Raw genomic sequence first — 25,972 nt, forward strand, 5'->3', positions numbered from 1 at the left:
CTAATTTTATTCAAAAGAAATCATAATGAAAAATAAATATATAATCACTTTTTTACTTTTAAGTGTTTTATTTACCGCATGCAAAAACGATGATAAGTTAGCTCCAGTTGCAAAAAATGCAATAAAACCAACTGTTGTCACACAAGCGCTGCCACATGATACGGATGATCCTTCGATCTGGATTCACCCTACAGACGCTTCAAAAAGCATAATTATTGGTACAGATAAAGATACAGACGGCGGATTGTATGCGTTTGATTTAAAAGGAAAAATTGTTGCCAAGTCTGAGGTTTTAAAACGCCCTAACAATGTTGATATCGCTTATGGATTAATTATCGACGGAAAAAAAGTAGACGTTGCCGTAACCACAGAACGCGAAAACAATAAAATCAGAATTTTTAGCTTGCCTGATTTAAAAGCAATTGATAACGGCGGAATTTCTGTTTTTGAAGGCGAAACCTTGCGTGACCCAATGGGAATTGCGTTATACACACGCCCAAGCGACAAAAAGATTTTTGCTGTTGTAGGAAGAAAATCTGGCCCTTCAGGCAGTTATTTATGGCAATATGAACTTTCTGGTGCTGGAAAATTTGCAACAGCAAAAGTGGTGAGAAAATTTGGTGCTTATAGCGGAAAAAAAGAAATAGAAGCCATTGCAGTAGATAACGAATTAGGAACTATTTTGTATTGTGATGAACAATTCGGAATCAGAAAATACAAAGCTGATCCTGCATTAAACAATAATAAAGAGCTAGCAATATTTGGAAAAACAGGTTTCAAAGCCGACAACGAAGGAATTGCAATTTATAAAAAAACAGATTCTACCGGTTATATCTTAGTATCAAATCAGCAGACAAATACTTTTATGATTTATCCAAGAGAAGGTGTAAAAGGAAATCTAAACCATTATCCTTTATTAGCGGAAATTCCAACTTCAACGATTGAATGTGATGGTGCTGATGCAACGAGCATTAATCTAGGAGGGAATTTAAAAAATGGCCTTTTTGTAGCCATGAGCAACGGAATGACTTTTCACTACTATTCTTGGGATTTAATTCAAAAACGAATCGACGAAAGTAAGAAATAAAGTTTTCAGGTTTTCAGTCGCAGTTTCAGTGTTCAATTTATTTTTTTTTTTTTTTGCGATTGAGACCAAACAAAAAAGCTGTTCATAATGAACAGCTTTTTTTAATTTGAATTAGTAACCCCCTTATTCTGTTTTTGGTGCGCCAGCTAAAATTTCAGCGTTAGCGAACTCTTCAAATTTGGCAAAATTAGCTTTGAATTTCTTAGCCAATTCGATTGCTTTTATATCATATAACGCAGGATCTTCCCAAGTATTTCTTGGATTTAAAATTTCGCTTGGAACATTCGGGCAAGATTGTGGTTTTGCGATTCCAAATACGGCGTGATTTTTATATTCTACATTATCCAACTCACCGTTTAATGCAGCGGTAATCATAGCGCGAGTGTATTTTAGTTTCATTCGGCTTCCTGTTCCGTAAGCACCGCCCGTCCAGCCAGTATTAATTAACCAAACTTTTACTCCTGCATCTTTCATTTTTTTAGTCAGCATTTCGGCATAACGCGTTGGATGCAAAGGCATAAATGGCGCTCCAAAGCAAGCTGAAAAATTTGGCTGCGGTTCTGTTACTCCTGCTTCAGTTCCTGCAACTTTAGCTGTATATCCTGAGATAAAATGGTAAGCTGCCTGACCTGGCGTAAGTTTTGAGATTGGAGGCAAAATTCCAAAAGAATCTGCCGTCAAGAAAAATATGTTTTTAGGATTGTGGCCAATAGAACCTGGCTGAATATTATCAATATGAGTTATTGGGTAGCTCACACGTGTATTTTGAGTAATCGAAACATCGTCGTAATCTACTTCGTTTGTTCCGGCTTTGAAAACCACATTTTCTAAAAGAGCTCCTTTTTTGATCGCTCTAAAAATGTCTGGTTCATTTTCTTCTGATAAATTAATCACTTTTGCATAACAGCCACCTTCAAAGTTAAAAACTGTATTTTCAGCAGTCCATCCGTGTTCATCGTCTCCAATTAATTTACGTTCTGGATCTGCAGACAAAGTTGTTTTTCCAGTTCCTGACAATCCAAAGAAAATTGCTGTATCTCCTGCTTCACCAACATTAGCGCTGCAATGCATTGGCAATGTGTTTTCGAAAACAGGCAAAATGAAATTTAAAGCAGAGAAAATTCCTTTTTTCATTTCTCCAGTATATCCTGTTCCTCCAATAAGAGCTATTTTTTTAGTAAAATCTAGAATAGCAAAATTAGACTGGCGCGTTCCGTCTACAGCAGGATCTGCCATAAAACTTGGCGCACAAATCACAGTCCATTCTGGAGTAAAATTTGCTAATTCAGACTCTTCTGGTCTTAAGAACATATTGTAGCAAAACAAGTTTGACCAAGCGGTTTCTGTTACAACACGAACATTTAATCTATAATTTGCATCAGAGCAAACGTAAGAGTCACGAACAAAAACTTCCTTATTAGATAAAAATTGAGTTACCTTATTGTATAACTTTTCAAAAGCTTCTGTCGAAAAAGGAATATTTACATTTCCCCACCAAACTTTATCTTCAGTAATGCTGTCTTTTACAATAAAACGGTCTTGAGGAGAACGTCCTGTAAATTCACCTGTATTAATCGCCAATGCGCCTGTAGAGTTTTCAACTCCTTGGCCAGACTCCAAAGTAATCGCATGCAATTCATCTGCAGATAATTGATAGCGAACTTTTGCATTTTCAATTCCTAATTCTTTCAACGAAATCGATTGCGAGAAAAGTGTGTTAGTGTCCATAAATTTTAAGTTGTGTGTGATATTTTTATAAAAAGCAAAATTATAGAATTTATTATTAATGCTTTAAATTATTTCAATTTCACTTTTATTTATATCAAAAAGGTAAAATTTAAACTTCAAAATCAGTAAAATAAAAAAATAACTGCCTCTAATTTCTTTTTCTATAATCCAGTAAATGAATTTGTTATATTTTTTTCTAATTAAAGTAAAAAACAAAATAAATTCACATAAATAAGATTATATGTTATTTATGAGACAAAATTAAAGATTAATTTTTAGATAGAATTTTTTATTCGGGATTTTATGATTTTTGCCTCAAAATCGTAACAAATAATGTCAGCCAAGCAATAATTAATAATAATCCGCCTAAAGGAGTTGCGAATACTATAATTTTAAAATCGAAGAGTGTAAGGTTTTTAGTAGCTAATAAATAGATAGAACCACTAAAAAGAACTACGCCTGCAACCACCAAATTATAAATTGTTTTTAAGGTTTTTTCAGCAAGTTCTTTTCTTGTAGAAAGGAAAAATAAAAAAAAGGCATGATAGATTTGATAGCGAACACCAACTTCAAAAGTATTTAATTGATCTACAGAAAGCCATTTCTTTAATAAATGAGCGCCAAAAGCACCTAAAATTATAGCTAGCATTCCGATAAAAGCTCCAGTCAAAACTATTTTTCTTTTCATTTTGTTTGTTTTTCAATTACTATGCAAAAGTACTTCAATCCAATTAAAATTGGCATTCTGATTTCCTAAAAAATTATTCACCGAAAGAATAATGCCTTTTTTAACGTATTTTAAAAATAAATCATTTTTTACACCTTAATCAATTGTTATATTTATAACATTTTAATACATTTGTGTTATATATTAAAAACATGAGAAGCATTTTAATTATCGGAGCTGGTCGATCTGCATCATCGTTGATACGTTATCTACTATCAAAGTCAGAAAGTGAAAATTTACATCTTGTTGTGGCAGATTTGTCATTGGCTTTGGCCGAAAAAAAGACACAGAAACACCCCAATGCGACTCCAATTGCTTTAAATATTTTTGATACTGACGAAAGAAAATCGGCAATAGAAAAAGCTTCAATCGTGATTTCGATGCTGCCGGCTCATTTACATATTGAAATTGCAAAAGACTGTCTAGAATTCAAAAAACATCTTGTAACCGCATCTTATATAAGTGATGCCATGCAGGCTTTAGATGAAGAAGCGAAAAAAAACAATCTAATTTTCATGAATGAAATTGGTCTTGATCCTGGAATCGACCACATGAGCGCCATGAAAGTGATTGATGAAATTAGATCGAAAGGTGGCAATATGCTGCTTTTTGAATCGTTTTGCGGTGGTTTAGTAGCTCCAGAATGCGATAATAATTTATGGAATTACAAATTTACCTGGGCGCCAAGAAACGTTGTTTTAGCCGGTCAGGGCGGTGCTGCAAAATTTATTCAGGAAGGCACTTATAAATATATTCCGTACGGAACTGTATTTCGCAGAACAGAATTTCTTGAAGTAGAAGGTTACGGAAAATTCGAAGCGTATTCAAACCGGGATTCACTTAAATACAGATCGATTTATGGTTTAGATGATATTTTGACTTTATACCGTGGAACTATAAGACGAGTTGGCTTTTCGAAAGCTTGGAATATGTTTGTACAGCTCGGAATGACAGATGACAGTTATATTATGGAAGGTTCTGAGAATATGAGTTACCGCGAATTTGTAAACTCATTTTTGCCTTATCATCCAACGGATTCTGTCGAAATAAAAACACGATTGATTTTAAAAATTGATCAAGACGATATTATGTGGGATAAACTTTTAGAACTGGATTTGTTTAATCCTCACAAAAAAGTGAATTTGCCCAATGCTACTCCAGCTCAAATTTTAGAAAAGATACTATCGGACAGCTGGACATTGGCTCCAGATGATAAAGATATGATTGTGATGTATCATAAATTTGGCTATATACTGAATGGCGAGAAAAAACAAATCGACTCAAAAATGGTCTGTACCGGAGACGATCAAACTTATACAGCAATGGCAAAAACAGTTGGTTTGCCCGTTGCAATGGCAACATTATTGATTTTGAATGGAAAAATTACAACTCCAGGCGTTCAGCTTCCAATAAAGAAAGAAGTTTATTTGCCTATTTTGAAAGAATTAGAAGAATACGGGGTCATTTTTAACGAACAAATAGTACCCTATTTTGGATATAATCCAGATTTATTTTAAGTCTGATTTTTAATTTTATTTTTAGAATTTTTTTTTAGTTTTTTATTTTATCCGCTTCTAAGTTTTAGAAGCGGATTTTTTTTAAAAAAAGGTTCAAAGGGGCAAAGGTTCAGAGGTACAAAGTTTTTCCAATTAATAGTTTTATCCGAAGCTAAAGCCTATGCAAAACTACACCTTAGTATCTCTGAACCTTTGCCCCTTTGAACCTTTAAAAAAAAACCTATTTCTCAGCCTGAATCGTAATTGGCAAACTATACATTACTCGAACTGGCTTTCCATTTATAGAGCCTGGAGTCCATTTTGGAGCAAGTTTTAATACACGAATTACCTCATCGCCTATTCCGTAACCGGCATCTTTCATTGTTCTGATCTCAGATAAACTTCCATCTTTTTCAACAATAAACTGCATATACGCTTTACCTTCAATCTTGTTTTTTGCTGCTTCGGCAGGCATTTTAAAATTAGAACCAACAAATTTGTAAAATGCTAAAACACCACCCGGAAATTCTGGTTTTTTTTCAATAGCATCATTTGTATAAATATCTTTTTCTTTTACATCGGCTTTATTGCTAACTGTTTGAGCCATTGTTTTTGTGCTGAAAACAAATAGCAGCAAAACATAAACAGCACTTACAGTACAAACTTTCAATATGATCTTAATCGGAGATTCTTTTTTGGTCATCATTAGTAAACGTTTTTTAGTTATTAGATAATTAATGTTACTGGCAAGCGAAATAGTGTTTTTATCGGATGCAAAATCAAGCAAAAGATTCTGATAGCTTGTAACCGAATCAAACTGCTTGTTTACCGCTTCATCAGCTAAAAATTCATGATTGAGTTTGATTGCTTTTTTATAAAAAACAAGCAGCGGATTGAACCAGAAAATAATTTGAATAAGTTCTGCAAACAAAATATCTAATGTATGTTTTTGCTGTAAATGTGCTTTTTCGTGCATTATTAATTCGACTGGAATTTTACCGTTTTCAAATTCATTTTTATTAATAAAAATTACATTCCAAAAAGAATGCGGCAAGACGGCATCATCTATTAAAATCACTTTTTCGCCGTTTACTAACTGTAGTTTATTTCTTTTAATCTTGCTGAAAAAAGAATATATATTCACCGCAAATCTGAAAGCTAAAAGCAAAACTATAAAGGCATAGAAAACAAGAATTAAAACACTCAAAAAATCATTTTTTGAAACTGATTCTAAATTTTGACTGCCTTTTTGAAGCACCAATTCATTTAATTCGATTAATTGAATTCTTGAAGAAAACTGTGTTTCAAAAGAAATAATCTTAAGAGGAATTACAAAACTAAAAATCAAACTTGCTAACAAATAAGCGCGATTAAAACGAAACATTTTTTCGTTTTCCAGCCATAATTTATAAATGGCATAAAAAATTAAAAGCAGAACTGCCGATTTTAAGATGTACGTTATCATTTTTTCTTTTTTTGAATTTGTGAATCGATTATCTTTTTGAGTTCTTCTAATTCCGAAGTCGATAAATCAGTTTCGGTAGTAAAAAAAGAAGCAAATTGCGAAGCCGAATTATTGAAAAAGTTGCTTATTAAGCCGTTTACGTGTTTCGAAAAATAAGCTGTTTTCTTGACTAACGGATAATATTCTCTAGAATTTCCGAATTCGTTGTACGCAACAAATTTCTTGTCGATCATTCGTTTTAAAAGTGTTGCAACCGTTGTTGTTGCAGGCTTTGGTTCTGGATACGCCTCGAGCAAATCTTTCATAAAAGCTTTTTCTAGCTTCCAAAGATGTTCCATTAATTGTTCTTCTGAGTTTGATAGTTGCATATTTTTTAGGTTCTAAGGTTCTGAGATACTACGTTTTTTTTTGCATATTAAGTTTAATTAATGAGCTCCTTTATTCTTTATTATTAAACGTGAAAGTTATAGTGTGATTATTTAATATTTTCAAGTTTTTTTAATTCCGGCAATTCTTTCTTATAAGCTTCAAGATTCCAGTCAATATTCAATTGTACTGCATATTCAGCTATGGGACCAAGACCAACTTCAGCACGTCTTTTATCTACATTATCAGGATCGATCATAGGCGATATATGCCATGTGTTTTTCATTTTATTATTTGCATACTGGCTTCCATAAATTTGCGGTCTTCCTTCTCTTAGCGCTATTCTATCTTCTAAATAAGCTAAATTACGCTGATTTGCATCACCTTTTTTTACCGCCTCTCTCATCATTGGCAAATACTTTTGCTGGTATATTAAAGGAGAATGCTGCATAACCAAAAACAAGGTTTTATTTGCCTCTGCACCCACAACATTTTTTCCGACCCAGCCTTTTTCGTCCAGTATTTTCATTACTTTAATGAGATTGATACTGTCTTTATTATTCATTATTTTGCCAATGCTGTCTATTTTCCTTTTATCTGATTTAGGATCTTTATAAATATCCATGAATTTTATGCGAATGTTTTGATCTTCCGTATAAATATCTAACAGTTCTTTTTGGAGTGGTTTATCATAGTTGGCTCCTATAAGATCTACTTTCTTTTGCAGTTTATCAATTGTATTTTGCCATTCTTTTTCTGCATGCAAAGACATCAAATCCTTCTCAATTTGTATGTGTGCTATATTTTCATATCCGTTGTCAATTGCTAAATTAAGCCATTTAAATGCTTTTTCTTTTTCCTTAGCCATAGATGCTGAACATCCTGCATTGTAAAGATGTATTGATGATTTTTGCTCAATTTCAAAGGCTTTTTCGTAATAACCAACAGACATTTTATAATGCTCTGCTCTATAGCAGGAATCTGCTTTTCGAACAAGTTCTTTATAGTTCTGCGCTTGTATTAAACTAAGGTTCATTACGATAAAAAAGAAAACCATTATTTTTCTCATAGGTTTAAAGTTAGTAGTTTATTTTATTTTTTGTTCCGAGATTAATTCTCCATTATTATACTTTTTGATCTCGGTTATTTTTCCTTTATCTGAATAGAATTTCCAATCACCAAAATAAAACCAATGCGTTTCTTTTGCATTAACTTCTAGTTTTGTTTTTCCTTTTGATTGTACTTTTCCATTTTCATAATAATAGGTAACAATGCAAATTCCGTTTTTGTATTTTTCTGTTTTATAGATTTTTCCGCCAATGTAAGATTTCCACTTTTTTACTGGTTCGTCGTGCTTATAATATTCAAACGATTTGTATCTGACATTATCTTGTGTGTAGTCATCCATCCAAACGCCTTCTTTTTTATGGTCAATCTTCTGATTAATTGGTTTGCTTTTGCATCCAAAAAGTAATATTCCAAAAAATAGTATGATAAAAAACTGTCTCATTTTTTTTACTTTTGCTCTACATTTATAGATGTTGCTCTACAAATGTAGAGATTAATTTTTAATGTGCAAGAAAAAAGGTTCAGATTTTTTTGTTTCACGTTTCACATTTTAAGTTTACCAAAAGTTGAATAAGCTCCAGCTTTAGCTAATAAATTGTTGGATGCTAAAATATTTCGGCTAAAGCCAATTCTTTTCTCAAAAAAAACTCCAGCTAAAGCTGGAGGCTATTCAATAAATTAAATTCCAATTTTATCACGAAGCCTCGGGACCATATTCCATAAAAAAATCCGCTCATTTCTGAACGGATTTAATATTATATTTTAAATAAAATTTGTCTCTTAGCGCTTTAGCGGCAAAAACCCTTATTTACTTAATTCAACAAAATACTTGTAAAACAACGGAATAGTTTCAATTCCTTTTAAGTAATTAAAGATTCCGAAATGTTCGTTTGGCGAGTGAATGGCATCAGAATCCAAACCAAATCCCATTAAGATTGTTTTGCTTTTTAATTCTTTTTCAAACAAAGCCACAATCGGAATACTTCCTCCTGAACGAACTGGAATTGCAGGAACTCCAAACGTTTCTGTATACGCTTTATTTGCTGCTTGATATCCAATGCTGTCAATTGGCGTTACGTAACCTTGACCACCGTGGTGCGGGGTAACTTTTACAGTAACTCCAGCTGGCGCGATGCTAACAAAATGTTTGCTGAAAAGTGCTGTGATTTCTTCCCAGTCTTGGTTTGGAACCAAACGCATTGATATTTTAGCAAAAGCTTTGCTCGCAATAACTGTTTTAGCGCCCTCTCCTTGATAACCGCCCCAAATTCCGTTTACGTCTAATGTTGGACGAATTGAGTTGCGTTCGTTGGTTACATATCCTTTTTCGCCATAAACATCGTTTAAATCTAAGGCTTTTTTATATTTTTCTAAACTGAAAGGTGCTTTTGCCATTTCAGCTCTTTCTTCAAGAGACAATTCCTGAACTTTATCGTAAAATCCTGGAATCGTAATATGATTGTCATCGTCATGCAAGGAAGCAATCATTTTTGCTAGAATATTAATTGGGTTCGCCACTGCTCCACCGTATAAACCGGAATGTAAATCACGATTTGGACCTGTAACTTCTACCTCAACATAACTTAAACCACGCAAACCTGTGGTAATTGATGGTTGTTGATTAGAAATCATTCCAGTATCTGAAATCAGGATAACATCATTTTTTAATTTTTCCTGATTGCGTTCTACGAACCAAGCCAAACTTGCAGAACCTACTTCTTCCTCGCCTTCGATCATGAATTTTACATTACAAGGCAAAGTATTGCTTTGTACCATATATTCAAGCGCTTTTACGTGCATGTACATCTGACCTTTGTCGTCGCAGGCACCACGAGCAAAAATAGCTCCATCAGGATGAATTTCTGTTGTTTTGATAACGGGTTCAAATGGTGGCGATGTCCATAATTCCATTGGATCTGGCGGTTGAACATCATAATGTCCGTACACTAAAACTGTTGGTAAATTTGGGTCGATTATTTTTTCTCCATAAATAATTGGATAACCCGGAGTGTCGCAAACTTCGACTAAATCGCAGCCTGCTTTTGATAAACTTTCTTTAACAGCTTCGGCAGTATCGATAACATCTTGTGAGTATGCACTGTCGGCACTAACCGACGGAATCTTTAATAATTCGATCAATTCATTGATAAACCGATCTTTATGTTGTTGAACGTACGACTTAATATTTTCCATTTAAATAATTTTTATAGAATTTCAAAAGTACAAAAAAGAGAATAAATATTTTTTTTCAAAATTGCTTTGAAAATTCGAAGTTATGCTTATCTTTGCACCCACAATTGAGCGGATATGGTGAAATTGGTAGACATGCCAGACTTAGGATCTGGTGCCGCAAGGCGTGTAGGTTCGAGTCCTATTATCCGCACTGAAAAAAGCTTCTGAAGTTAACTCAGAAGCTTTTTTGTTTTATTACTGTTTTAGATTTTTAGCTTATTTCTAATAAAATTCTTCATTATATTTGATCTATAAAAGCAACCTAAGAACGTTCCTAAATGATTAAAACCAAAAAATTTCACTTTACTAAAAAAGAATACCTCTCATTTATTATTAGAATTCTATTAAAAAAGCGATGGTGGCTATATACTTTTATTATTTTTATTTCTATCGCAATTCTATTTAAAGACAACAAAGATTCATCTGATATTTTTATGATTGTATTTGGCTTTCTTTTTCCGCTAATTACATTTTTTCAATACTGGAGATTTGCAAACTCAAAAGAAAACAAGATTATTCTTTCAGAAAGAGAACATGAAATTTTCAACGACAAAATTATTTCTCGCTTTGATGAAACAACAGAAAGTACAATTGCAGTAACTAATTTCATAAAAGTTTTAGAACTAAATGATCTTTATATTCTATACCTTTCAAAAGGACAAAGTGTATTTTTCCCAAAACGAATTTTTGAAACCCCTGAAGACGAAAATTGGTTTAAGAATGAAGTATTTTTGAAGATTAAAAACAGATAAAATTTGGCAGTAAGCAACCTATAAACAATTTATTAGAAAATGCAATTATCAAAACAGAAAAAAAGAGGAATTATAATCTTTATTATTTTGATAATAATGGGTTTTGTATTTTATCTAAACTATAAAAATTTACACGTCAAGTTCTACAATAAAACAGGAGAAGATATTGATTCATTGGTTATAGCTGGAACTTTTATTGGACATCTAAAAAATGGAAGTTCGACAGAATATATAAATTATAATGAATTCCTTTTTGATAGTGGCATACCATACGAACAAATTAGCGGACTAATAAATAATAAAAAAACACTCGAACTCAATTGGAGCGATTGTGGCACAGAGAGAAATAAAGAATCTAAAGGATCTTATATTTTTGACTTGAAAAAAGATACACGACTTACAGACACAACTTTTCTTTATTTGGTAAGTCATAATCATAAAATCTTCTGGGAAGAAAACTAAATCTCTCCATTTTACTTTTCAAAAAAATCAAAACAAAAAAAACCAGAACTTCTATTTTTTATATTAACCCGTATCCTTATTTTTACTTTTTAATAAATCCTTAACCCGGTTAATCTACTTCGTTTTAAACTCATAGTTATGTTCAAAAAATCAACTTTTGTTATTGCTCTGCTTATTATTCTAAATTCCTGCGTTGTTCAGCGAAAAGTTTTAGAAATGGACGATTGGTATGCTTTTACTAAAACCAATACTGCACAACAGGAACCGTCAAAAGTGTATGAGTTTGCAGACGGAATGATTCGCATGCACGGAGAAGATCCAAGTTGTTTGATGACCAAAAAAAGCTATAAAAACTTTGAACTTACTTTAGAATACAGATGGAATCTTGACGAGAAATACAAAATGAAAGGTGTAAAAAATAGTGGCGTTATGTACAACATTCCGTTAGGTGCTTCTGACAAAATCTGGCCAAAAGGAATTCAATTTCAAATAAAAGAAAATACTACCGGTGATTTTATCTTTTTGGATCAGGTAACGGCAAAAGTAAATGGAAAATTAGTTGAAGCCGGCGCAAGTGTTGTTTCTCCTAAATTTTTAGAAAATGAAAATCCGTATGGTGAATGGAACATCGTAGTTATTAAATCTTTAAACGGAAAAATTAAGCAATACTTAAACGGAAAATTGGTAAATGAGTGCACAGAAGCTTCTTCGACAGAAGGGAAAATTTCTTTGAATTACGAGCGTTCGCCAATTGATTTCAGGAATATTACCATAAAAAATATTTCTAAAGATTAAAACTAATTAGTCTAGTTTGTGATTCCTCGTTCCTCGGAATGACAAACAGAGCAGAAAATAAAAACTTCAGATAAAACTTTTCCTTTTAAAATATAAAAAAACCTCCAGTCAAAAACTGAAGGCAATGCAAATTATGCTCATTCTTTAAATGAACTTATATTAATTATATGTTTAAAAATTTTAGCCTTTTAATATTTCTAAAACTTTATCCACATTAACCTCACTATAATCATTAATATAAAAATCACAAACAGGAAGCTGTTCTTTTGTATGTGTACTCAAAACGCCTACAACTTTCATTCCTGCATTTAATCCTGCTGTAACGCCCGAAAAAGAATCTTCGAAAACCACACAATCAGACGGAGAAACACCAACACGCTCTGCCGATTTTAGATAAACTTCGGGATTTGGTTTATGAAGTGTTACGTCTTCGCTGGACATCATCGAATCCATTTTGTCTGAGATTTTTAAAGCGTTTGCAATCAAATCCAGATTCGCACGCGGTGCCGATGTTGCAACAGCCGTTTTAAATCCGCGTGATTTTAATTCGCTTAAAAAATCCAAATAATGCGGAATCGTATCGACTTTATCTTTATAAATTTCGCGAAACATTCCTTCTTTTTCGTCTTCGAGTTTCAGCAATTCTTCTCCCGCAATTGGGCGCTTGAAGAAATGCGTCATGATGTAACTGTTATGTTTTCCGTACATATGTTCTTCGAATTCTTCATTTGTATAAGGAACATTATATTTATCGAAAAACGCCTCAAAAGCCTTCACATGATGCGGATTGGTGTGTGAAATCACGCCATCCATATCAAAAATTACACATTGCTTTTTCATTATTGTATTTTGTTTTTTTAACGGTTGCAAGATAGGGTAATAAAGGGTTATTTCACAGAGATTCTCGGAGGTTTTTCGCAGAGATTCGCTAAGAATTTTTTTTTGCTGCTTACTATTTGTCATTTCGACGGAGGAGAAATCACACTAGTGAATCTACAAAGAGAATCGCCAATCTTTGTCGAGCTTCTAGTGTGATTTCTCCTCCGTCGAAATGACATAAAATGCGGAAAAACTTGAAACCTGAAACTTGAAACAAAAAATCAGCCAATCCATATCTTACTTTTAACCAATGTCATAGTCTGTCTCAAATGCTGATTACACGCGATTAGAATAATCAAAACCACCAAACCGTAACCAACAATGGTATAAATCTCCATATCGGCTAATAAAGTCGCTTGTTTCGTAACTGTCCCGAAGACTTTTTTAAGTGCCAAAGTATTTGCTTTATCTGCAGAATATCCTTTTGCCATAAAACTTTGCGCTGTTGCAGTTATGGTTTGCTGTGCTTCGGGATTATCGCCTGTTACAAACTGACTTAATTTTAAAAAGTGCTTTTTGTTTAAAAATACAACTGCATTCTGCATCACGCAAAAACCAATTGTACTTCCCCAAAAACGTCCCGAAACACCAACAATTCCTGAAGAAACCGCCATTTTTGCCGGAACCGATGATGTGGTAAATAAGATGAGCGGAACAAATAAAAATCCAACACCGATTCCTTGCAAAATATACGGAATTATAATATCTGACAAAGCCACATCGGGCACAAAAAGAAACGTAAACCAAAAATGAAATAACGCAATAAGAGAAAATCCAATAATGAAAATAACTTTGGTCGAAACGGATTTCATCAGAAAATAGGCCGCTAAAATAAGTCCGATTACATTTCCTAGTCCGTTTATGTATTGCACGCCCGCCACTCGCGACGGATCCCAATTCCAAATCGAAAACATTGCCGAATGGCATAGACTCAGCGTTGCCCTGCTGATATAGAAAAGGAAAAATAATAAAAACCCTATTCGCAGATTGGCGTATTTAAAGACTTCAAAATCGAAAGTCGGTCTTTTTACCAAGCGTTCTTTAAAGATAAATAAACCTCCTGAAATCAGAGCAATCATTAACATAATAACCATTTGAGAAGAATCAAACCAATATTTTTTCTCTGCATAAACAAAAAAGTAAGCACCGCAAAGAATCGCAGTTAAAACCAAAAAATAACTCATCCAGTCGATTTGATACAACGGAATTTTCTTTGTGATTCGGTGCCCGCGAAAAGTAACTAAGATTAAAAAGACATTCAAAACCTGCAAGCCGCCCGAAACGTACAACATGTATTTCCAGTCGTAATGATCTAGAAACCAAACCGCAATATTCATAATAAAAGGCGTTGACAATAACAGCGAACCGTAGTAAAACGAAAAACCAATTATAATGGCATTTTTAGAATTAAACTGCTCAATCAACAATTGTCTGATTGTAATTACCGGAAGCGCCATTAAGATTCCCTCGGCAATTCTCAGCAATAAAAAAAGATAAAAATTGCTAATATACGCCGATGAAACAATCGTAATCCCGATTAAGGAATACACCGCCATCAAGTAATTTTTTGCAGGGAAAAAACTCGAAAATCGGCTTTCGATTAAAATTGTGGCGAGCAAAGTTCCGTACGTAACACACATCGCAAACTGCAAATCTTCTGGTTCGATGTCCAGAAAACTCGCTGCGTAGGTTACGTTTGAAGTATAAACTCCCAATAAAATCATGGAATGCAAAAGACAGACAAACAAAATAATAATGATTGCCCATTTTGGAACCCAGGATTTAAAAATACTTTTATCTTCCATTTTAGTGTGCCGCGATCACGGTGATATTCATTCCCGCTCTTAAAAAATCGGTTTGTTTGTCAGTGTCTTTTAACTGAATTCGAACTGGAATTCTTTGTTCGATTTTAACGAAGTTTCCGGTTGCATTATCTGGCGGAAGCAATGAAAATCTTGCCCCGCTCGCGGGCGATAAAGAAGCAATTGTACCTACGAAAGTTTTGTCGCTCAAAGCATCGGCTTTTATTTCGACTTCCTGCCCAACGGTTAAATACTGCAATTGCGTTTCTTTAAAATTGGCTGTAATCCATTTTTCTTTGCTCACGATTGAAAGCAGTGATTGCCCTTCTTTTACCAATTGTCCAGGCTGTAAAGTTCGTTTTCCAACCCAGCCGTCGTAAGGCGCTGTAATTATAGTGTACGAAAGAAATAATGCAGCATTATCTGCAACGGCTTGTTTAGATGCTATATTGGTCTGCGTTGTCGGAACATTGGCCTCGGCCACAGAAGTGCTTAAATCTGCAGAATGAATTCTGTTTTTCATTTCCTGAAAATGTGCCTGCGCCGATTCGTAATCTGCCCTAACTTTTTCTAATTGCTGAGACGTAGCGGCTTCCTCTTTTACCAAAGCCTGATATCTTTCGTATTCTAATTTGGTTTTCCAAAGATTCGATTTTGCACCGTCTAATTGCGATTCGGTTATCGCTGTTGCGCTTGCTGTGTTTACAGCATTTTTCTGAGCAACAACACTGTTTTGTTTCGCATTTTGAACATCGGCCAAAGCCACATTCAATTTTGATTGATATTCTCTGTTGTCAATTACAACCAAAGTATCGCCTTTATGCACAAACTGATTTTCATTAAAACGAACTTCCTGTACATAACCTGTAATTCTCGACATAATTGGCGTTACATATTGTTCTACTTGTGCGTCATTGGTTTCTTCGTGATTTCTGTTGAAAACGTAAAACCAAATTCCCAAAACAACCCCGCTGGCTACAAGCGCACACGCAATAACCGTTATTAGTATATGAAACGTTTTGTTTCTTCTAGTTTCATTTTTTATCTTAACCATAAACTCTATATCTTTTCTTGTCTATTTTCTATTATCACTCTTAAATCTTGCTTCTTTCTTCTAACTTCTAACTTCTAACTTTTCACATCTAACATCTAACATCTAACTCTGTGGCATAATCCCCGCTGTATGAAGCAATTCATAATGTTTCAGAACTGCATCCAATCGGGTAGAAATTTTGTTGTATTTCGCCTGAAGCAAAGCATTATCAGCATCGACCATTTCGGTTATTAAAACCAATTGGTTTAAGTATTTCAGCTTTACAATGCGATAATTTTCATTGGCCAGATCCAAAGCTTTGTCGACCACCACAAATTTTTCAAGGATTTCCTGATATTGTGTATGTTCTTTATATAGTTGATCTTTAATTTCATCTTTTATAATTTCAGACTGCATTTGCTGCCATTCGATTTTTTTATTCGCCTGTTCTACTTTGGTTTTATTTTTATACAAAGCCGAAATATCAAAACGCGCTTCGATTCCAACTTGTCCTAAAGTGTACAAATACGGATTTGGCGGAAAAAATTTGTAGTTAGGATAATAAAAACCATAATTTCCGAAGAAGTTTACCGTTGGCAGATAATTTCCTTTCACCAATTGCAATTCCGTTTTTTTGATGTTTAATTCCTGACTTGCAATACGCATTTCTTCATTCTGAGAAGCTTTTTCCAGATAAAAATCATACGGATCCAAACCATTCATTTCATCAATATTTGAAGCAGTATCAATCGCTATTTCTTCGTTTTCTGGAATCTGAATTAAAGTTTTCAAATCGTGAAGCGCAATTTTAATGTTTTTGGAGTTTGTAAGCGCATTCAATTCACGATCCGAAAGCTGCAATTCGGCACGAATAACCTCGTTCTTTGTAACCGTTCCGTGTTTTTGTAGCGACTGTACTTCTTTCAATCGGCTTTTTTCTTCTTTTATGTTTTCCTCAAAAATCTTTTGAAGTTCCATCATTTTATAAATCGAAAGATAATTGGCTACCACTTCGAGCTCAATATCATTTTCGGTTTTTTCGGTTTTTATTTTAGCAATTTCGCTTTCCTGATTCGCAATTTTGATGGCGTTATTGATTTTATTTCCCGCATAAATTGGCATTTTAAAAGTCGAATTCACCTGATAGATTTCAGGAATTGCTTTCGTTACTTCTTTTCCATTCAAGAAACCATTCCCTTTGAATTCGGTGATATTAGTAATTCTGGAATACTCGCCGTTTAATTCGATATCCGGCAGGCGGAGTTCTTTACTTTCTTTTATGTTTTGCTCTGAGAGCGTGATCTCCAATTGAGATCGAAGGATTTTTTTGTTGTTTTCTTTGGCCATTTTCACCGCTTCTTTTAACGAAATCGTGTGAATTTCCTGTGCTTGTAAACTAGTGAATGCCAATAAAATTAGCAATAGCACTAGTTTTTTGAGAAAACAATCGTCTGTAGAATTTGTTGTTTTAAGGAACATGAATACATAAATATTTTATGCTGCAAAGTTCCTTCATTTTTACGATGACTGATAATTCTAAAAAGTCAATAACATATTCATTTCGGACAAACGTTAAAATCTCGTTTTTCGAAAACGTTATATTAAAATACTGAAAAACAATTTAATACAAATTGTATTGGGTTTGTGATATTTCAAGCAGATTTAAAAAAACTACAGAATATCTTCTCCATTTAAGTAATCGGAAGGCCTTTGTCCTAAAATCTTGAAAAACGTATTGCTGAAAGTCGGAACGCTATTGTAACCCACTTCTAACGCTACTTCTTTTACAGAAAGTTTTCTTTCTAACAAAAGTTCGATTGCTTTTAAGATTCTTCGAATGGTATAATATTGAATAAAAGACATTTTGAGATCTTTTTGGAATAAGCGATACAAAGAGCGTTCGCTGTAACCAAATTCGTGAGCAACATCGGCAAACAGAATCGTTTCGCCTAGATTGTTTTCAATGAAACGCAGAATTTTACTAAGTCGTTTGTCTTTTGGCTGCGGTAATTCTAATGGCAAATTATTGGTGCAAATTTGTGGCAGAATCGCTTTTATTGCTTTGGCAATGGTAAAGTTGGGAGTTCCTTTTTTAAGATCGCCATTCCAACGATTGGTAAAAAGCATCATTTGCAACAATAAATTATTGACGGGATAAATACCTTCAACCTGATAAAATTCATCTTCTCCTTTTTCAACCGGAAAATATAAATTTCGCATCATCACATTTTCAGATTTCGGCTGAATACTGTGTTCCACTCCACTCGGAATCCATATAAAATGTCTTGCGGGCAGAAAATAGGTTTTGGTCTCCGTTGTTACAAAAACGACATTGCCTTCTGCATAAAGTAATTGGGCTTTATCATGTTTGTGTGTAGGAATAAACAATTCTCCCATCAAATCGTGGTGGCAGTAAATGCTTTTTTTATCAGCATCTACTTTCTTGATGTAATACTTATCTAGTTTCTGACCGGAATGTTCCATTGAAAATTGTTCTAGCCATTATTTCTAGGACAAATTAACGACTATTATTTAGCAGATAATCTAGTTTTAGATTTCTCATAGCTTTTAAATATTTCTCTATACATAATTAAGTGAGCTTCTTCATTTCCATGTATAGAATCTGAAATACAAAGATTCTTTTGCCACTTAAAACTATCTAAATCTGCAATGAAATTATAAATCTCTGTATATCTTTCTCCATAAATTTTTTCTAACTCCCTATTCAAATCATATAGCGCCTTTCTTCTCTCAAAAGGCAATGGATTCCTTGGTGCCGTGCTAGTTACAATATATTCTATTTTATTAGCAACACATAAATCAGTCATTATTTTCATATTACTAAGATATTCATCAATTGAGTACCCTGAAGCAATATCATTTGTAGTTATTGAAAATATAATAATCTTTGGAGATAATTTAATTGCAGCTTCAATATTATGTTCTTTGTCTGGAACTATATTTCTATAATTAGGTTCATTAGCCGGCAAAAAATGATATGTAGTACTGCCAAGGAAACTTAGATTAACAAGTGTGGTTGATTTTTCATTTTTCAACAATCCCGCCCACGAATCATTTATATTCTTTGGCCCTAAACCATATGCATTAGATGAGCCTAAAACTACCACTAAAGTTTTCTCCTCTATTTCGGGAAGATTTTTATCTTTTGTAGGCTCGCAGCTTTGTAGTAAAAAAATTAAAACACAGAAATAAGTAATATAATTTCCAACCTTATTTTTTAAAAACATATCCCGACATTGTTTTAGATTTAAAGCTAAGTTTAAAAAAAATTTGTTGAATTGCAAACGAAGTTATCAAAACAATTAAAAAATGTACAATATTATATAAATATTGAGAAGGATACTCGAAAATTATACTATTATTCTTAAAAAGAATTACCCAAGTCATTCTTAAAACAAATGGATGTATCAAATAAATGAAGTAAAAAGATATATCAATTGGTATAATAAAATTTGTCTTATTTAATAAAGTGTTCAATAGATAAAACAATGAGAAGGAATAGAGAATATTTCCAATTTTAAGTGTATTGACAAAATCATAGTTGCCATAAGTCATTATAAAAATAGATTCTAGATTCGATATAATATAAGATACTACACTTAATAAAATCAATTTTTTATAATTATTTACAATAGATAAATTCGATATTTTTTCGTTATAAATGTACATTAAGCGACCAAGAGTAAATATAAAGAAAAACCCAATAAACCATACTGTATGCGATGTAATTGCAAATTTTAAATAAATATTTAAATAAGCAATTATCCATATTGGAATAAATATAATAAGTGATTTAAAAAGATATTTAGTTTTAATGAAATAATTAATAATTAACGTTACAAATAGAGCTGGAACAAACCAATAATTAGTAAGAAAAATATTTTTAAATATCCTAACTGCAAAAATAGAAATAGTAAGATTTTCTTTCATTCCTATATTTGGCTCCACTAATCCAGTTATAATAATTGTAGGAATCACAAATATGATTAAATAAGGAAACAATAAGCTTTTTGCTTTCTTCTTAATAAATGTAGAAAAATTATTAAATTTTGAAAATTGCATTTCAAATAAAAATCCAGAAATAATAAAAAACAAAATAGTCCCTGGTTTAAATAAATTATTATAAAGAGCGTGCATTACTAATTGATTAAAATTTTCATGAAACGAATTATCTGTCATTTTCAAAGTAAAATCAACCAATCCAATATTACTTAATGAAGTATGAATTAAAAGAATAAATACAAGGGCGACAGTTCGAATATTATCAAAATTTTTACTATTAATCATTATTTGTGGTATTAAATATCATTTTTTCATAATATAGTTATGAAATCACTAATTATTAAAATAAAACGAAGCCTTTCCGTTAAGAAAGGCTTCTTGAAATATTGCGGTCTGGACGGGACTCGAACCCGCGACCCCATGCGTGACAGGCATGTATTCTAACCAACTGAACTACCAAACCCTGCGTTATTGTGAGTGCAAAAATACAATAGAACTTGGATTCTGCAAGGGTTTTTATGAATTAAAATCCATAAAATTATAATCATCTGATTTTAAATAAATTCCAATCTTTTATCCTGAAGCATCAGAACCAAATTCCAATTTTACAAGCTAAAAAACCAAAATTTAACAGCAAAGAACGCAAGGTTAAAAACGCAAAGTCCGTAAAGCTTTAAAAAAACTTTTCGGACTTTGCGTGTTCCGAGACTTAGAAATTTTGCGCTTTGCGATTAAACCAAAGTGTCTTAAATCAAAAAAGCCATCCACAAAAGTGGAAAGCTTTTCATTGGTCTAACTACTAAACCAGCTACGAGTTACAAAGTCGTAGCAAACAACACAACTAATCTTAGATACCGTATTTGGGCAAAAAAGCCTTTCTGTTAAGAAAGGCTTTTCCCAATATTGCGGTCTGGACGGGACTCGAACCCGCGACCCCATGCGTGACAGGCATGTATTCTAACCAACTGAACTACCAAACCTCTGCGTTATTGCGGTTGCAAAGATAGTACAGAATTTCATTTCTGCAAGTGTTTTTATAAAAAAAATAAATAATTATTTTAAATCTCTAGCCAAAGTTTTGTTTTTCAACCAAATATGTTGTCAATATTTTTTCAAAATTGTCGCCCACATTCACCGGAACGTACTTAATTTGGTTCTTTGCGCAGGTTAAAGCTAGTTTTTTAAAGTATGCTTCGGCCCTTTTTTCGTATTCAACTTTTACATTATCAGCAAAAATCGATACTTCTTCACCTGATTCTAAATCTATAAATTTTCTTGGTGTGTTGTCAAAGTCGAATTTCAGCTCTGTTCCATTATCAACAACGTGAAACAAAACGACTTTATGTTTGTTGTGTTTTAAATGCTGTAACGCATTAAAAAGCTTTTCATCATCTTCAGACTGAAACATATCTGTAAACAAAATAATCATCGAACGACGGTGCATTTTCTCTGCAATTTGATGCAAATACGTAATCGTATCTGTCGTTTTTTTGACTGTGGGCTGTACTAACAATTGTTCTAATTTATTGAGCAGCATTCTATGATGGCGATCGCTTCCTTTTTCGGGAGCGTAATATTCATAGCTGTCTGAAAAAACGCTTAAACCAACAGCATCGCGCTGTTTCTTTAAGATATTCATTAAAACTGCCGAAGCCAAAACAGCAAAACCAATCTTCTTTTCATAAAAAGGCTGATTCGATTTTAGTTCCGGATAATGCATAGAAGACGAATTATCTACAATAAGATGACAGCGTAAATTGGTTTCTTCCTCAAAACGTTTCGTGTACAAACGATCGGTTTTGGCAAATAATTTCCAATCAATGTGTTTGGTACTTTCTCCAGCATTATAGACTTTATGTTCGGCAAATTCAGCTGAAAACCCATGAAATGGACTTTTATGCATTCCAGATATAAAACCTTCAACAACTTGATTTGCCAACATTTCGAGATGCTGAAAACTGGAGACCTTCTCTATTTCCGATTCGATTTTCATTCGGTTTCTTTTTTAATATTTTGAGCACGGTACAAACCGTCTGTCGCCTGCAATAATTTTCTTTTTAATATCGGACTAAAATTAGGGTTTTCTTTTAAGAATCGCTGTACTTCATCAAAAGCAAATTTAGAAGAATATTTTCCAACCGTATTATTCAGCCAGTCTTTTGGAAAGAAAATATCTCCCGTACGCTGAATTTCTTCTACTAAATCTAATGAAAACCTGATATATTTTTGTGCACTTTCCTGACGCAGCGGATGATAAACATTTGACAAACCTACAGCAACCCAAGATTCTTTTTCTCTGTTTTTATCGTCTTTTAAAGATTCTATAAAAGCATTTCGAACCGATTCATCTTTAGATAATGACGGAAGCAAGAACTCAAAACGTCTTTGTTTGTCGGTATTTGTGATTGATGCTTTTGTTATATTTAAAATCTCGTCTGCTTTTTCATGTTTAAAAATAGCCAGATTCATAGCGATATTGGTATAATCATCTTCGTTTAATTTCAAATTCGGAATCACAATTTCTTTGTTCCAAATCTGATATAATTTGGCTTTCGCCGAATCTGAATAAGCAACCGAACTGAATAAATTAAACAAAGTCTTTTTGATATTACCTGGCAAAGCTGTCTGCAAACGCTCATATAAAATATCTTCAAGCTGTTTCTTTACTTTGGTTTGTTGTTTTTTTGTGAGGAATTTCCAGAAAACACTGCTCGTTTGATTGGCAATTATTTTTAGAACCAATTCGTTTTGCTCTTGCTGAATTCCTTTCAAAAAACAGTCAAAAGCTTTTATTGGAGCAACATTTCCAATTAAGGCATTTTCATAAATATTAATATAAGTCGAAGCTCTGGCAACCTCATCTTTTAAACTCAAAACAGATTCTATTGTATTCCCGTCAAGCGGAAAAACTCCGTAACCAAAACCGTTATAATTGTAAATGATGCTAAGCGGTTTTTCAAATCCGATTACCTCTTTCAGAAGAAGGTTTTTATCTTTAATATTAACATTTACAGCCTTCACATGATCTGAATAAACCAAACCAATCTGAAAAATTTGAGGCCAAATATTATTCGATTTGTCTTCTGCGTTTTGCAGGATTTCAAACTTTTTTATTCGGTTTTGAGCATCATATTCTACTTTATTGGTAAATATAGCTCTGCCCGATTTGTTTACCCAGACTTTACTCCATTTTTGCAAATCCATCGGCGTTTCAGCATCAAGAATTTCGACTAGATTGTTCCAATCAGCATTGTCGTTAGCGTATTTTTTAATGTATTTTTCGATTCCTTTTTGAAACGCTGCTTCGCCCATAGAAGCTTCTAATTGACGCATCATAATGGGTGCTTTGTTGTAAATAATAGCTCCGTAAAGCGATCCCGCATCTTTCAAATTAGACAGATTTTGTTTTATCGGATGTGTGCCAAGCGAGCGATCTTCCGCGTAAGCGTTAGCATAATGAGCGGTTAAAAATTGTAAATTATGATTGACTTTCGGAAAAATCGGATTCATGATTTTATCTGCCATAAAATTGGCAAAAACTTCTTTCATCCAGACATCATCAAACCATTTCATCGTTACCAAATCGCCAAACCACATGTGCGAAGTCTCATGTGCAATGAGTTTTGCGCGATCTAATTTTTCGCTGTCTGTTGCGCTGTTATCTAAAAACAATGTCGATTCTTTGTACTGAATTGCGCCCACATGCTCCATTCCGCCATATTGAAAAAACGGAATAGAAGCAAAATCTAACTTCTGAAAAGGAAATTTATAATTCGTATATTTTTCTAAAAAATCTAACGATTGCTGGTGCAGTTTAAAAATCGTATCTGTACTTACCTGAATCTTTTCGGGATTATTTTCGCGATACAGCATTGTCATTTCTAAACCCGGATTTTCTGTAATACTTTTAAATTTTCCGGCAACAAATGAAAATAAATATGTGCTCATTTTATTTGATTCTTCAAAAATGTAAGCTGTAAAATTCCCTTTTTCTGCTTTCTCTTTAACATCGGCTCCAGCCAAAACTGACCAATCTTTTGGGACAGTTAAGGATAATTTATAAGTTGCCTTAAGATCTGGCTGATCAAAACACGGGAAAAGTGTGCTGGCGCGATCTGGCACCAATAAAGTATACAGAAAATCATCGTTGCGGTTTAAAGATAAATTGCCTGCGATAAATGAAATTGCAATTGTATTTTTCCCTAAAGTTAAAACTTGTGTCGGAATTACAATATGTCCGTTTTCGTGAACAATTGGGGTATTTTTTCCGTTTGCCTCAACTGATTTTATGTTTGAAGATTTCTCTTTAAAATCTAAATACAAAGGCTTGCTCAAATCAGACAAATCAAGATTTAAAATCAAATTCGAAACAATATCCTGCTGTTTCTGTTCTGGAATTTCAAACGAAAGTCCGTACGTAACAATTGAGATTTGTTGTTTTCTAAAATGTGCCAAAGCTTCAGAAACGCCATTATCTAAAAGAGGCATTTCTTTTTGTTTTGATTGAGAAAAACCAATTGTCATCAACATAAAAAAACTAAGAAAGCTGTAGCAAATTTTCATTTTAGAGGAATATAAGATTCGTTAAAAATAAAAAATGTTTGCCATGAATTTCATTAATTTCGACTAATTATTTTGATACTGCTTAAAAAGTCATCCACAGATGAAATGATTCTCACAGATTAAAAAATCCATTTTAATTCTTTTAATCTGTGGAAAAAATTCTCAAACAAAAAAGGCTTGACCGCAGCCAAACCTTTTTCCAAACTTACTAATTCAAACTATATCCAAAAAAACAAATTACTCAGTTTGTTGAAATTTAAAAGTAATATCTCCAGCGTAATAGGTATTACGTGCATTTGTAGGGAAAATAGTTTCAGCCGCTGTACTCGATATATAAGCATACCCAGTGATTGTTATATTTCCAGCTACAATAGGATAAGTTGCTGCAGATCCGTCTGTTTTTGTTCTGTTAATCCAGTCATCGCTGTTTACTGTAAAGAAGTATTCTTTGTCTTTAGTCAAAGCGATTGGAGATATTGTTTTTTCTACTGTTACGTTTGCCGTTGCAACATTTAATGTTTCAGATTTTATAACTGTTTTTGTCGCGACATCCCATAACGTAATTCTTAATGCGCTGTTTACATCTGGAATTTTAACGATTAATGATTTTATTTTTCCTGTTACAGTTGGTTTAAAACTGAATCCGTATTCGTAAATTCCTGAGTTTTTTACATCTACTGCCTTTTGGCTAAATCCTGATGCGGCCATATAGGCATCTAACGGATTTTCTTCATTATAAGTAACTTTGTCTTTGTCGTCATCACTGCTGCACGAAAAAGTTACTAATGCAACTGTTAGAATGGTAAAAATGGTTTTAAAAGATTTCATAATAATTAGTTTTAAAAATGATTAAATGACTCTTGCTACTGAATATTAAAATGTGCACAAACTTCTTCGTAACTCATTTTAGAATAATCCAGTTTTGCTGTTTTTGCTGTTGCGGCTACACCTCCAGGAATCAAAATATAGCGCCAGCTAAGCGTTGTTGGAAGATTCACTGTTCCGCCTGCATCATGTCTGAATCTGAACAATTTGATTTTTTGCAAAGTCGAAATAGCTGTAATTGTATTGACAAATCCGCCAGCCGTTGATGTGTAAGGCAATGTGTAAGTACCTGATCCGAACGAAACATATACTAATATGGTTCCTTTTGCCAGAATATCTGCTGATAATTCAGGTGCATTAATAGTTGTTGACATTCCCGACGTACCATCTATTGTTTCTGCTGCTGCTGTTGGCGCTGTTATCCACGCACTGTAAATAACATTTGCTGATCCTGAAGGTCCTGTTGCTCCTGTTTGTCCGTCAACTCCGTCTGCCCCGTCATCGCTGCTGCATGAAACTGTAGAAATGGCAACTAATAAGATTGTAAAAATGGTTTTTGAAAATTTCATAGTAATTTGATTTTAATAATTCATTAAATGGTTAGTTTTTAATTCAATAACATTATTTTTGTAACAGTCAGAATACTTTATTTTTATCTGACGAATTAAT

At 33.2% G+C, this 25,972-nt stretch carries 23 protein-coding genes and 3 tRNA genes; 6 read left to right on the top strand and 20 right to left on the bottom strand.

The genetic code is table 11. The features are described 5' to 3' along the window. Window positions 1-25 precede the first annotated feature (25 nt). A complete protein-coding gene (locus IR010_RS06135) occupies window positions 26-1,087 on the top strand; it encodes a phytase (RefSeq protein WP_194602524.1) in 1,062 nt (353 codons plus the stop codon). A gap of 123 nt (window positions 1,088-1,210) precedes the next feature. On the opposite strand, the gene pckA is transcribed toward IR010_RS06135, so the two are convergent. Both pckA and IR010_RS06145 read right to left on the bottom strand, forming a co-directional pair. Then, the gene (gene pckA / locus IR010_RS06140) at window positions 1,211-2,815 is read right to left on the bottom strand and encodes a phosphoenolpyruvate carboxykinase (ATP) (protein ID WP_029271694.1); all 1,605 of its coding nucleotides are present in this window, start codon (window positions 2,813-2,815) and stop codon (window positions 1,211-1,213) included. Window positions 2,816-3,116: 301 nt separating this feature from the next. After that, window positions 3,117-3,503, bottom strand: a complete 387-nt coding sequence (locus IR010_RS06145) for a DUF423 domain-containing protein (RefSeq protein ID WP_029271693.1) — start codon at window positions 3,501-3,503, stop codon at window positions 3,117-3,119. Window positions 3,504-3,694: 191 nt separating this feature from the next. Here IR010_RS06145 and IR010_RS06150 point away from each other — a divergent pair, with 191 nt between their 5' ends. Further along, entirely contained in the window at window positions 3,695-5,059 is a 1,365-nt protein-coding gene (locus IR010_RS06150; protein WP_029271692.1) for a saccharopine dehydrogenase family protein, read from the top strand. Window positions 5,060-5,279: 220 nt separating this feature from the next. Here the strand turns inward: IR010_RS06150 and IR010_RS06155 are convergent, their stop codons facing one another. From IR010_RS06155 to IR010_RS06175, 5 genes are all read right to left on the bottom strand, one after another. After that, window positions 5,280-6,503, bottom strand: coding sequence for an energy transducer TonB (locus IR010_RS06155; RefSeq protein WP_194567978.1), 1,224 nt, complete (start codon window positions 6,501-6,503; stop codon window positions 5,280-5,282). Continuing rightward, window positions 6,500-6,871 carry a BlaI/MecI/CopY family transcriptional regulator gene (locus IR010_RS06160; RefSeq protein WP_029271690.1) on the bottom strand — a complete coding sequence of 124 codons (372 nt, stop codon included), beginning with the start codon at window positions 6,869-6,871 and terminating at the stop codon, window positions 6,500-6,502. The genes IR010_RS06155 and IR010_RS06160 overlap by 4 nt, the downstream gene beginning before the upstream one ends. 107 nt (window positions 6,872-6,978) lie before the next feature. Beyond that, complete coding sequence (locus IR010_RS06165) at window positions 6,979-7,938, bottom strand: DUF6624 domain-containing protein (protein ID WP_194567977.1); 960 nt, start codon at window positions 7,936-7,938, stop codon at window positions 6,979-6,981. 18 nt (window positions 7,939-7,956) lie between these two features. Beyond that, a complete protein-coding gene (locus tag IR010_RS06170) occupies window positions 7,957-8,379 on the bottom strand; it encodes a hypothetical protein (RefSeq protein ID WP_194602527.1) in 423 nt (140 codons plus the stop codon). Between the two features lie 362 nt (window positions 8,380-8,741). Beyond that, window positions 8,742-10,130 carry a dipeptidase gene (locus tag IR010_RS06175; RefSeq protein WP_029271686.1) on the bottom strand — a complete coding sequence of 463 codons (1,389 nt, stop codon included), beginning with the start codon at window positions 10,128-10,130 and terminating at the stop codon, window positions 8,742-8,744. A gap of 108 nt (window positions 10,131-10,238) precedes the next feature. Here IR010_RS06175 and IR010_RS06180 point away from each other — a divergent pair. From IR010_RS06180 to IR010_RS06195, 4 genes are all read left to right on the top strand, one after another. Beyond that, a tRNA-Leu gene (locus tag IR010_RS06180) sits at window positions 10,239-10,320 on the top strand. 127 nt (window positions 10,321-10,447) lie between these two features. Next, on the top strand, window positions 10,448-10,921 hold the full coding sequence (locus tag IR010_RS06185) for a YcxB family protein (RefSeq protein ID WP_194602529.1): 474 nt from the start codon (window positions 10,448-10,450) through the stop codon (window positions 10,919-10,921). A 39-nt stretch (window positions 10,922-10,960) separates the two neighbouring features. Beyond that, entirely contained in the window at window positions 10,961-11,383 is a 423-nt protein-coding gene (locus tag IR010_RS06190; RefSeq protein ID WP_194567969.1) for a hypothetical protein, read from the top strand. 138 nt (window positions 11,384-11,521) lie between these two features. Beyond that, a complete protein-coding gene (locus tag IR010_RS06195; RefSeq protein WP_228515109.1) occupies window positions 11,522-12,178 on the top strand; it encodes a DUF1080 domain-containing protein in 657 nt (218 codons plus the stop codon). A gap of 180 nt (window positions 12,179-12,358) precedes the next feature. Here IR010_RS06195 and IR010_RS06200 read toward each other — a convergent pair whose 3' ends face one another. The 13 genes from IR010_RS06200 to IR010_RS06260 form a co-directional block, all read right to left on the bottom strand. Beyond that, complete coding sequence (locus IR010_RS06200) at window positions 12,359-13,018, bottom strand: HAD family hydrolase (protein ID WP_194602531.1); 660 nt, start codon at window positions 13,016-13,018, stop codon at window positions 12,359-12,361. Between the two features lie 260 nt (window positions 13,019-13,278). After that, window positions 13,279-14,862, bottom strand: a complete 1,584-nt coding sequence (locus IR010_RS06205; RefSeq protein WP_194602533.1) for an MFS transporter — start codon at window positions 14,860-14,862, stop codon at window positions 13,279-13,281. Window position 14,863: 1 nt separating this feature from the next. Continuing rightward, window positions 14,864-15,913 (bottom strand): HlyD family secretion protein, encoded by a 1,050-nt coding sequence (locus tag IR010_RS06210; protein WP_194602535.1) that lies wholly within the window; start codon window positions 15,911-15,913, stop codon window positions 14,864-14,866. Between the two features lie 102 nt (window positions 15,914-16,015). Further along, the gene (locus IR010_RS06215; RefSeq protein WP_317174443.1) at window positions 16,016-17,320 is read right to left on the bottom strand and encodes a TolC family protein; all 1,305 of its coding nucleotides are present in this window, start codon (window positions 17,318-17,320) and stop codon (window positions 16,016-16,018) included. A 243-nt stretch (window positions 17,321-17,563) separates the two neighbouring features. Further along, the gene (locus IR010_RS06220; RefSeq protein WP_194602538.1) at window positions 17,564-18,376 is read right to left on the bottom strand and encodes a helix-turn-helix domain-containing protein; all 813 of its coding nucleotides are present in this window, start codon (window positions 18,374-18,376) and stop codon (window positions 17,564-17,566) included. Between the two features lie 44 nt (window positions 18,377-18,420). Beyond that, window positions 18,421-19,140: an SGNH/GDSL hydrolase family protein gene (locus tag IR010_RS06225; protein WP_194602540.1), complete on the bottom strand. Its 720-nt coding sequence runs from the start codon at window positions 19,138-19,140 to the stop codon at window positions 18,421-18,423. After that, window positions 19,124-20,200, bottom strand: a complete 1,077-nt coding sequence (locus IR010_RS06230; protein WP_194602543.1) for an acyltransferase family protein — start codon at window positions 20,198-20,200, stop codon at window positions 19,124-19,126. The genes IR010_RS06225 and IR010_RS06230 overlap by 17 nt, the downstream gene beginning before the upstream one ends. A 104-nt stretch (window positions 20,201-20,304) precedes the next feature. Beyond that, window positions 20,305-20,378, bottom strand: a tRNA-Asp gene (locus tag IR010_RS06235). A gap of 443 nt (window positions 20,379-20,821) precedes the next feature. Continuing rightward, window positions 20,822-20,895, bottom strand: a tRNA-Asp gene (locus IR010_RS06240). Between the two features lie 86 nt (window positions 20,896-20,981). Next, window positions 20,982-21,908 (bottom strand): DUF58 domain-containing protein, encoded by a 927-nt coding sequence (locus tag IR010_RS06245; protein WP_194602546.1) that lies wholly within the window; start codon window positions 21,906-21,908, stop codon window positions 20,982-20,984. Then, window positions 21,905-24,478 (bottom strand): M1 family metallopeptidase, encoded by a 2,574-nt coding sequence (locus IR010_RS06250; RefSeq protein ID WP_194602548.1) that lies wholly within the window; start codon window positions 24,476-24,478, stop codon window positions 21,905-21,907. The genes IR010_RS06245 and IR010_RS06250 overlap by 4 nt, the downstream gene beginning before the upstream one ends. Before the next feature lie 237 nt (window positions 24,479-24,715). Beyond that, window positions 24,716-25,306 (bottom strand): DUF4082 domain-containing protein, encoded by a 591-nt coding sequence (locus IR010_RS06255; protein ID WP_194602550.1) that lies wholly within the window; start codon window positions 25,304-25,306, stop codon window positions 24,716-24,718. 35 nt (window positions 25,307-25,341) lie between these two features. Beyond that, window positions 25,342-25,872 (bottom strand): hypothetical protein, encoded by a 531-nt coding sequence (locus IR010_RS06260; protein WP_194602553.1) that lies wholly within the window; start codon window positions 25,870-25,872, stop codon window positions 25,342-25,344. Between the last annotated feature and the right edge of the window lie 100 nt (window positions 25,873-25,972).

Origin of the sequence: Flavobacterium sp. MR2016-29, from assembly GCF_015350695.1 — a bacterium.
GTDB lineage: Bacteria > Bacteroidota > Bacteroidia > Flavobacteriales > Flavobacteriaceae > Flavobacterium.

Excerpts from the sequence above, each read along its gene's own strand:
- IR010_RS06175 (WP_029271686.1), bottom strand. The coding sequence starts at position 10,130 with ATGGAAAATATTAAGTCGTACGTTCAACAACATAAAGATCGGTTTATC.
- IR010_RS06255 (WP_194602550.1), bottom strand. The coding sequence starts at position 25,306 with ATGAAATCTTTTAAAACCATTTTTACCATTCTAACAGTTGCATTAGTA.
- IR010_RS06170 (WP_194602527.1), bottom strand. The coding sequence starts at position 8,379 with ATGAGACAGTTTTTTATCATACTATTTTTTGGAATATTACTTTTTGGA.
- IR010_RS06165 (WP_194567977.1), bottom strand. The coding sequence starts at position 7,938 with ATGAGAAAAATAATGGTTTTCTTTTTTATCGTAATGAACCTTAGTTTA.
- IR010_RS06150 (WP_029271692.1), top strand. The coding sequence starts at position 3,695 with ATGAGAAGCATTTTAATTATCGGAGCTGGTCGATCTGCATCATCGTTG.
- IR010_RS06135 (WP_194602524.1), top strand. The coding sequence starts at position 26 with ATGAAAAATAAATATATAATCACTTTTTTACTTTTAAGTGTTTTATTT.
- IR010_RS06190 (WP_194567969.1), top strand. The coding sequence starts at position 10,961 with ATGCAATTATCAAAACAGAAAAAAAGAGGAATTATAATCTTTATTATT.
- IR010_RS06250 (WP_194602548.1), bottom strand. The coding sequence starts at position 24,478 with ATGAAAATTTGCTACAGCTTTCTTAGTTTTTTTATGTTGATGACAATT.
- IR010_RS06245 (WP_194602546.1), bottom strand. The coding sequence starts at position 21,908 with ATGAAAATCGAATCGGAAATAGAGAAGGTCTCCAGTTTTCAGCATCTC.
- IR010_RS06145 (WP_029271693.1), bottom strand. The coding sequence starts at position 3,503 with ATGAAAAGAAAAATAGTTTTGACTGGAGCTTTTATCGGAATGCTAGCT.
- IR010_RS06205 (WP_194602533.1), bottom strand. The coding sequence starts at position 14,862 with ATGGAAGATAAAAGTATTTTTAAATCCTGGGTTCCAAAATGGGCAATC.
- IR010_RS06185 (WP_194602529.1), top strand. The coding sequence starts at position 10,448 with ATGATTAAAACCAAAAAATTTCACTTTACTAAAAAAGAATACCTCTCA.
- IR010_RS06210 (WP_194602535.1), bottom strand. The coding sequence starts at position 15,913 with ATGGTTAAGATAAAAAATGAAACTAGAAGAAACAAAACGTTTCATATA.
- IR010_RS06160 (WP_029271690.1), bottom strand. The coding sequence starts at position 6,871 with ATGCAACTATCAAACTCAGAAGAACAATTAATGGAACATCTTTGGAAG.
- pckA (WP_029271694.1), bottom strand. The coding sequence starts at position 2,815 with ATGGACACTAACACACTTTTCTCGCAATCGATTTCGTTGAAAGAATTA.
- IR010_RS06155 (WP_194567978.1), bottom strand. The coding sequence starts at position 6,503 with ATGATAACGTACATCTTAAAATCGGCAGTTCTGCTTTTAATTTTTTAT.
- IR010_RS06230 (WP_194602543.1), bottom strand. The coding sequence starts at position 20,200 with ATGATTAATAGTAAAAATTTTGATAATATTCGAACTGTCGCCCTTGTA.
- IR010_RS06225 (WP_194602540.1), bottom strand. The coding sequence starts at position 19,140 with ATGTTTTTAAAAAATAAGGTTGGAAATTATATTACTTATTTCTGTGTT.
- IR010_RS06260 (WP_194602553.1), bottom strand. The coding sequence starts at position 25,872 with ATGAAATTTTCAAAAACCATTTTTACAATCTTATTAGTTGCCATTTCT.
- IR010_RS06220 (WP_194602538.1), bottom strand. The coding sequence starts at position 18,376 with ATGGAACATTCCGGTCAGAAACTAGATAAGTATTACATCAAGAAAGTA.
- IR010_RS06200 (WP_194602531.1), bottom strand. The coding sequence starts at position 13,018 with ATGAAAAAGCAATGTGTAATTTTTGATATGGATGGCGTGATTTCACAC.
- IR010_RS06195 (WP_228515109.1), top strand. The coding sequence starts at position 11,522 with ATGTTCAAAAAATCAACTTTTGTTATTGCTCTGCTTATTATTCTAAAT.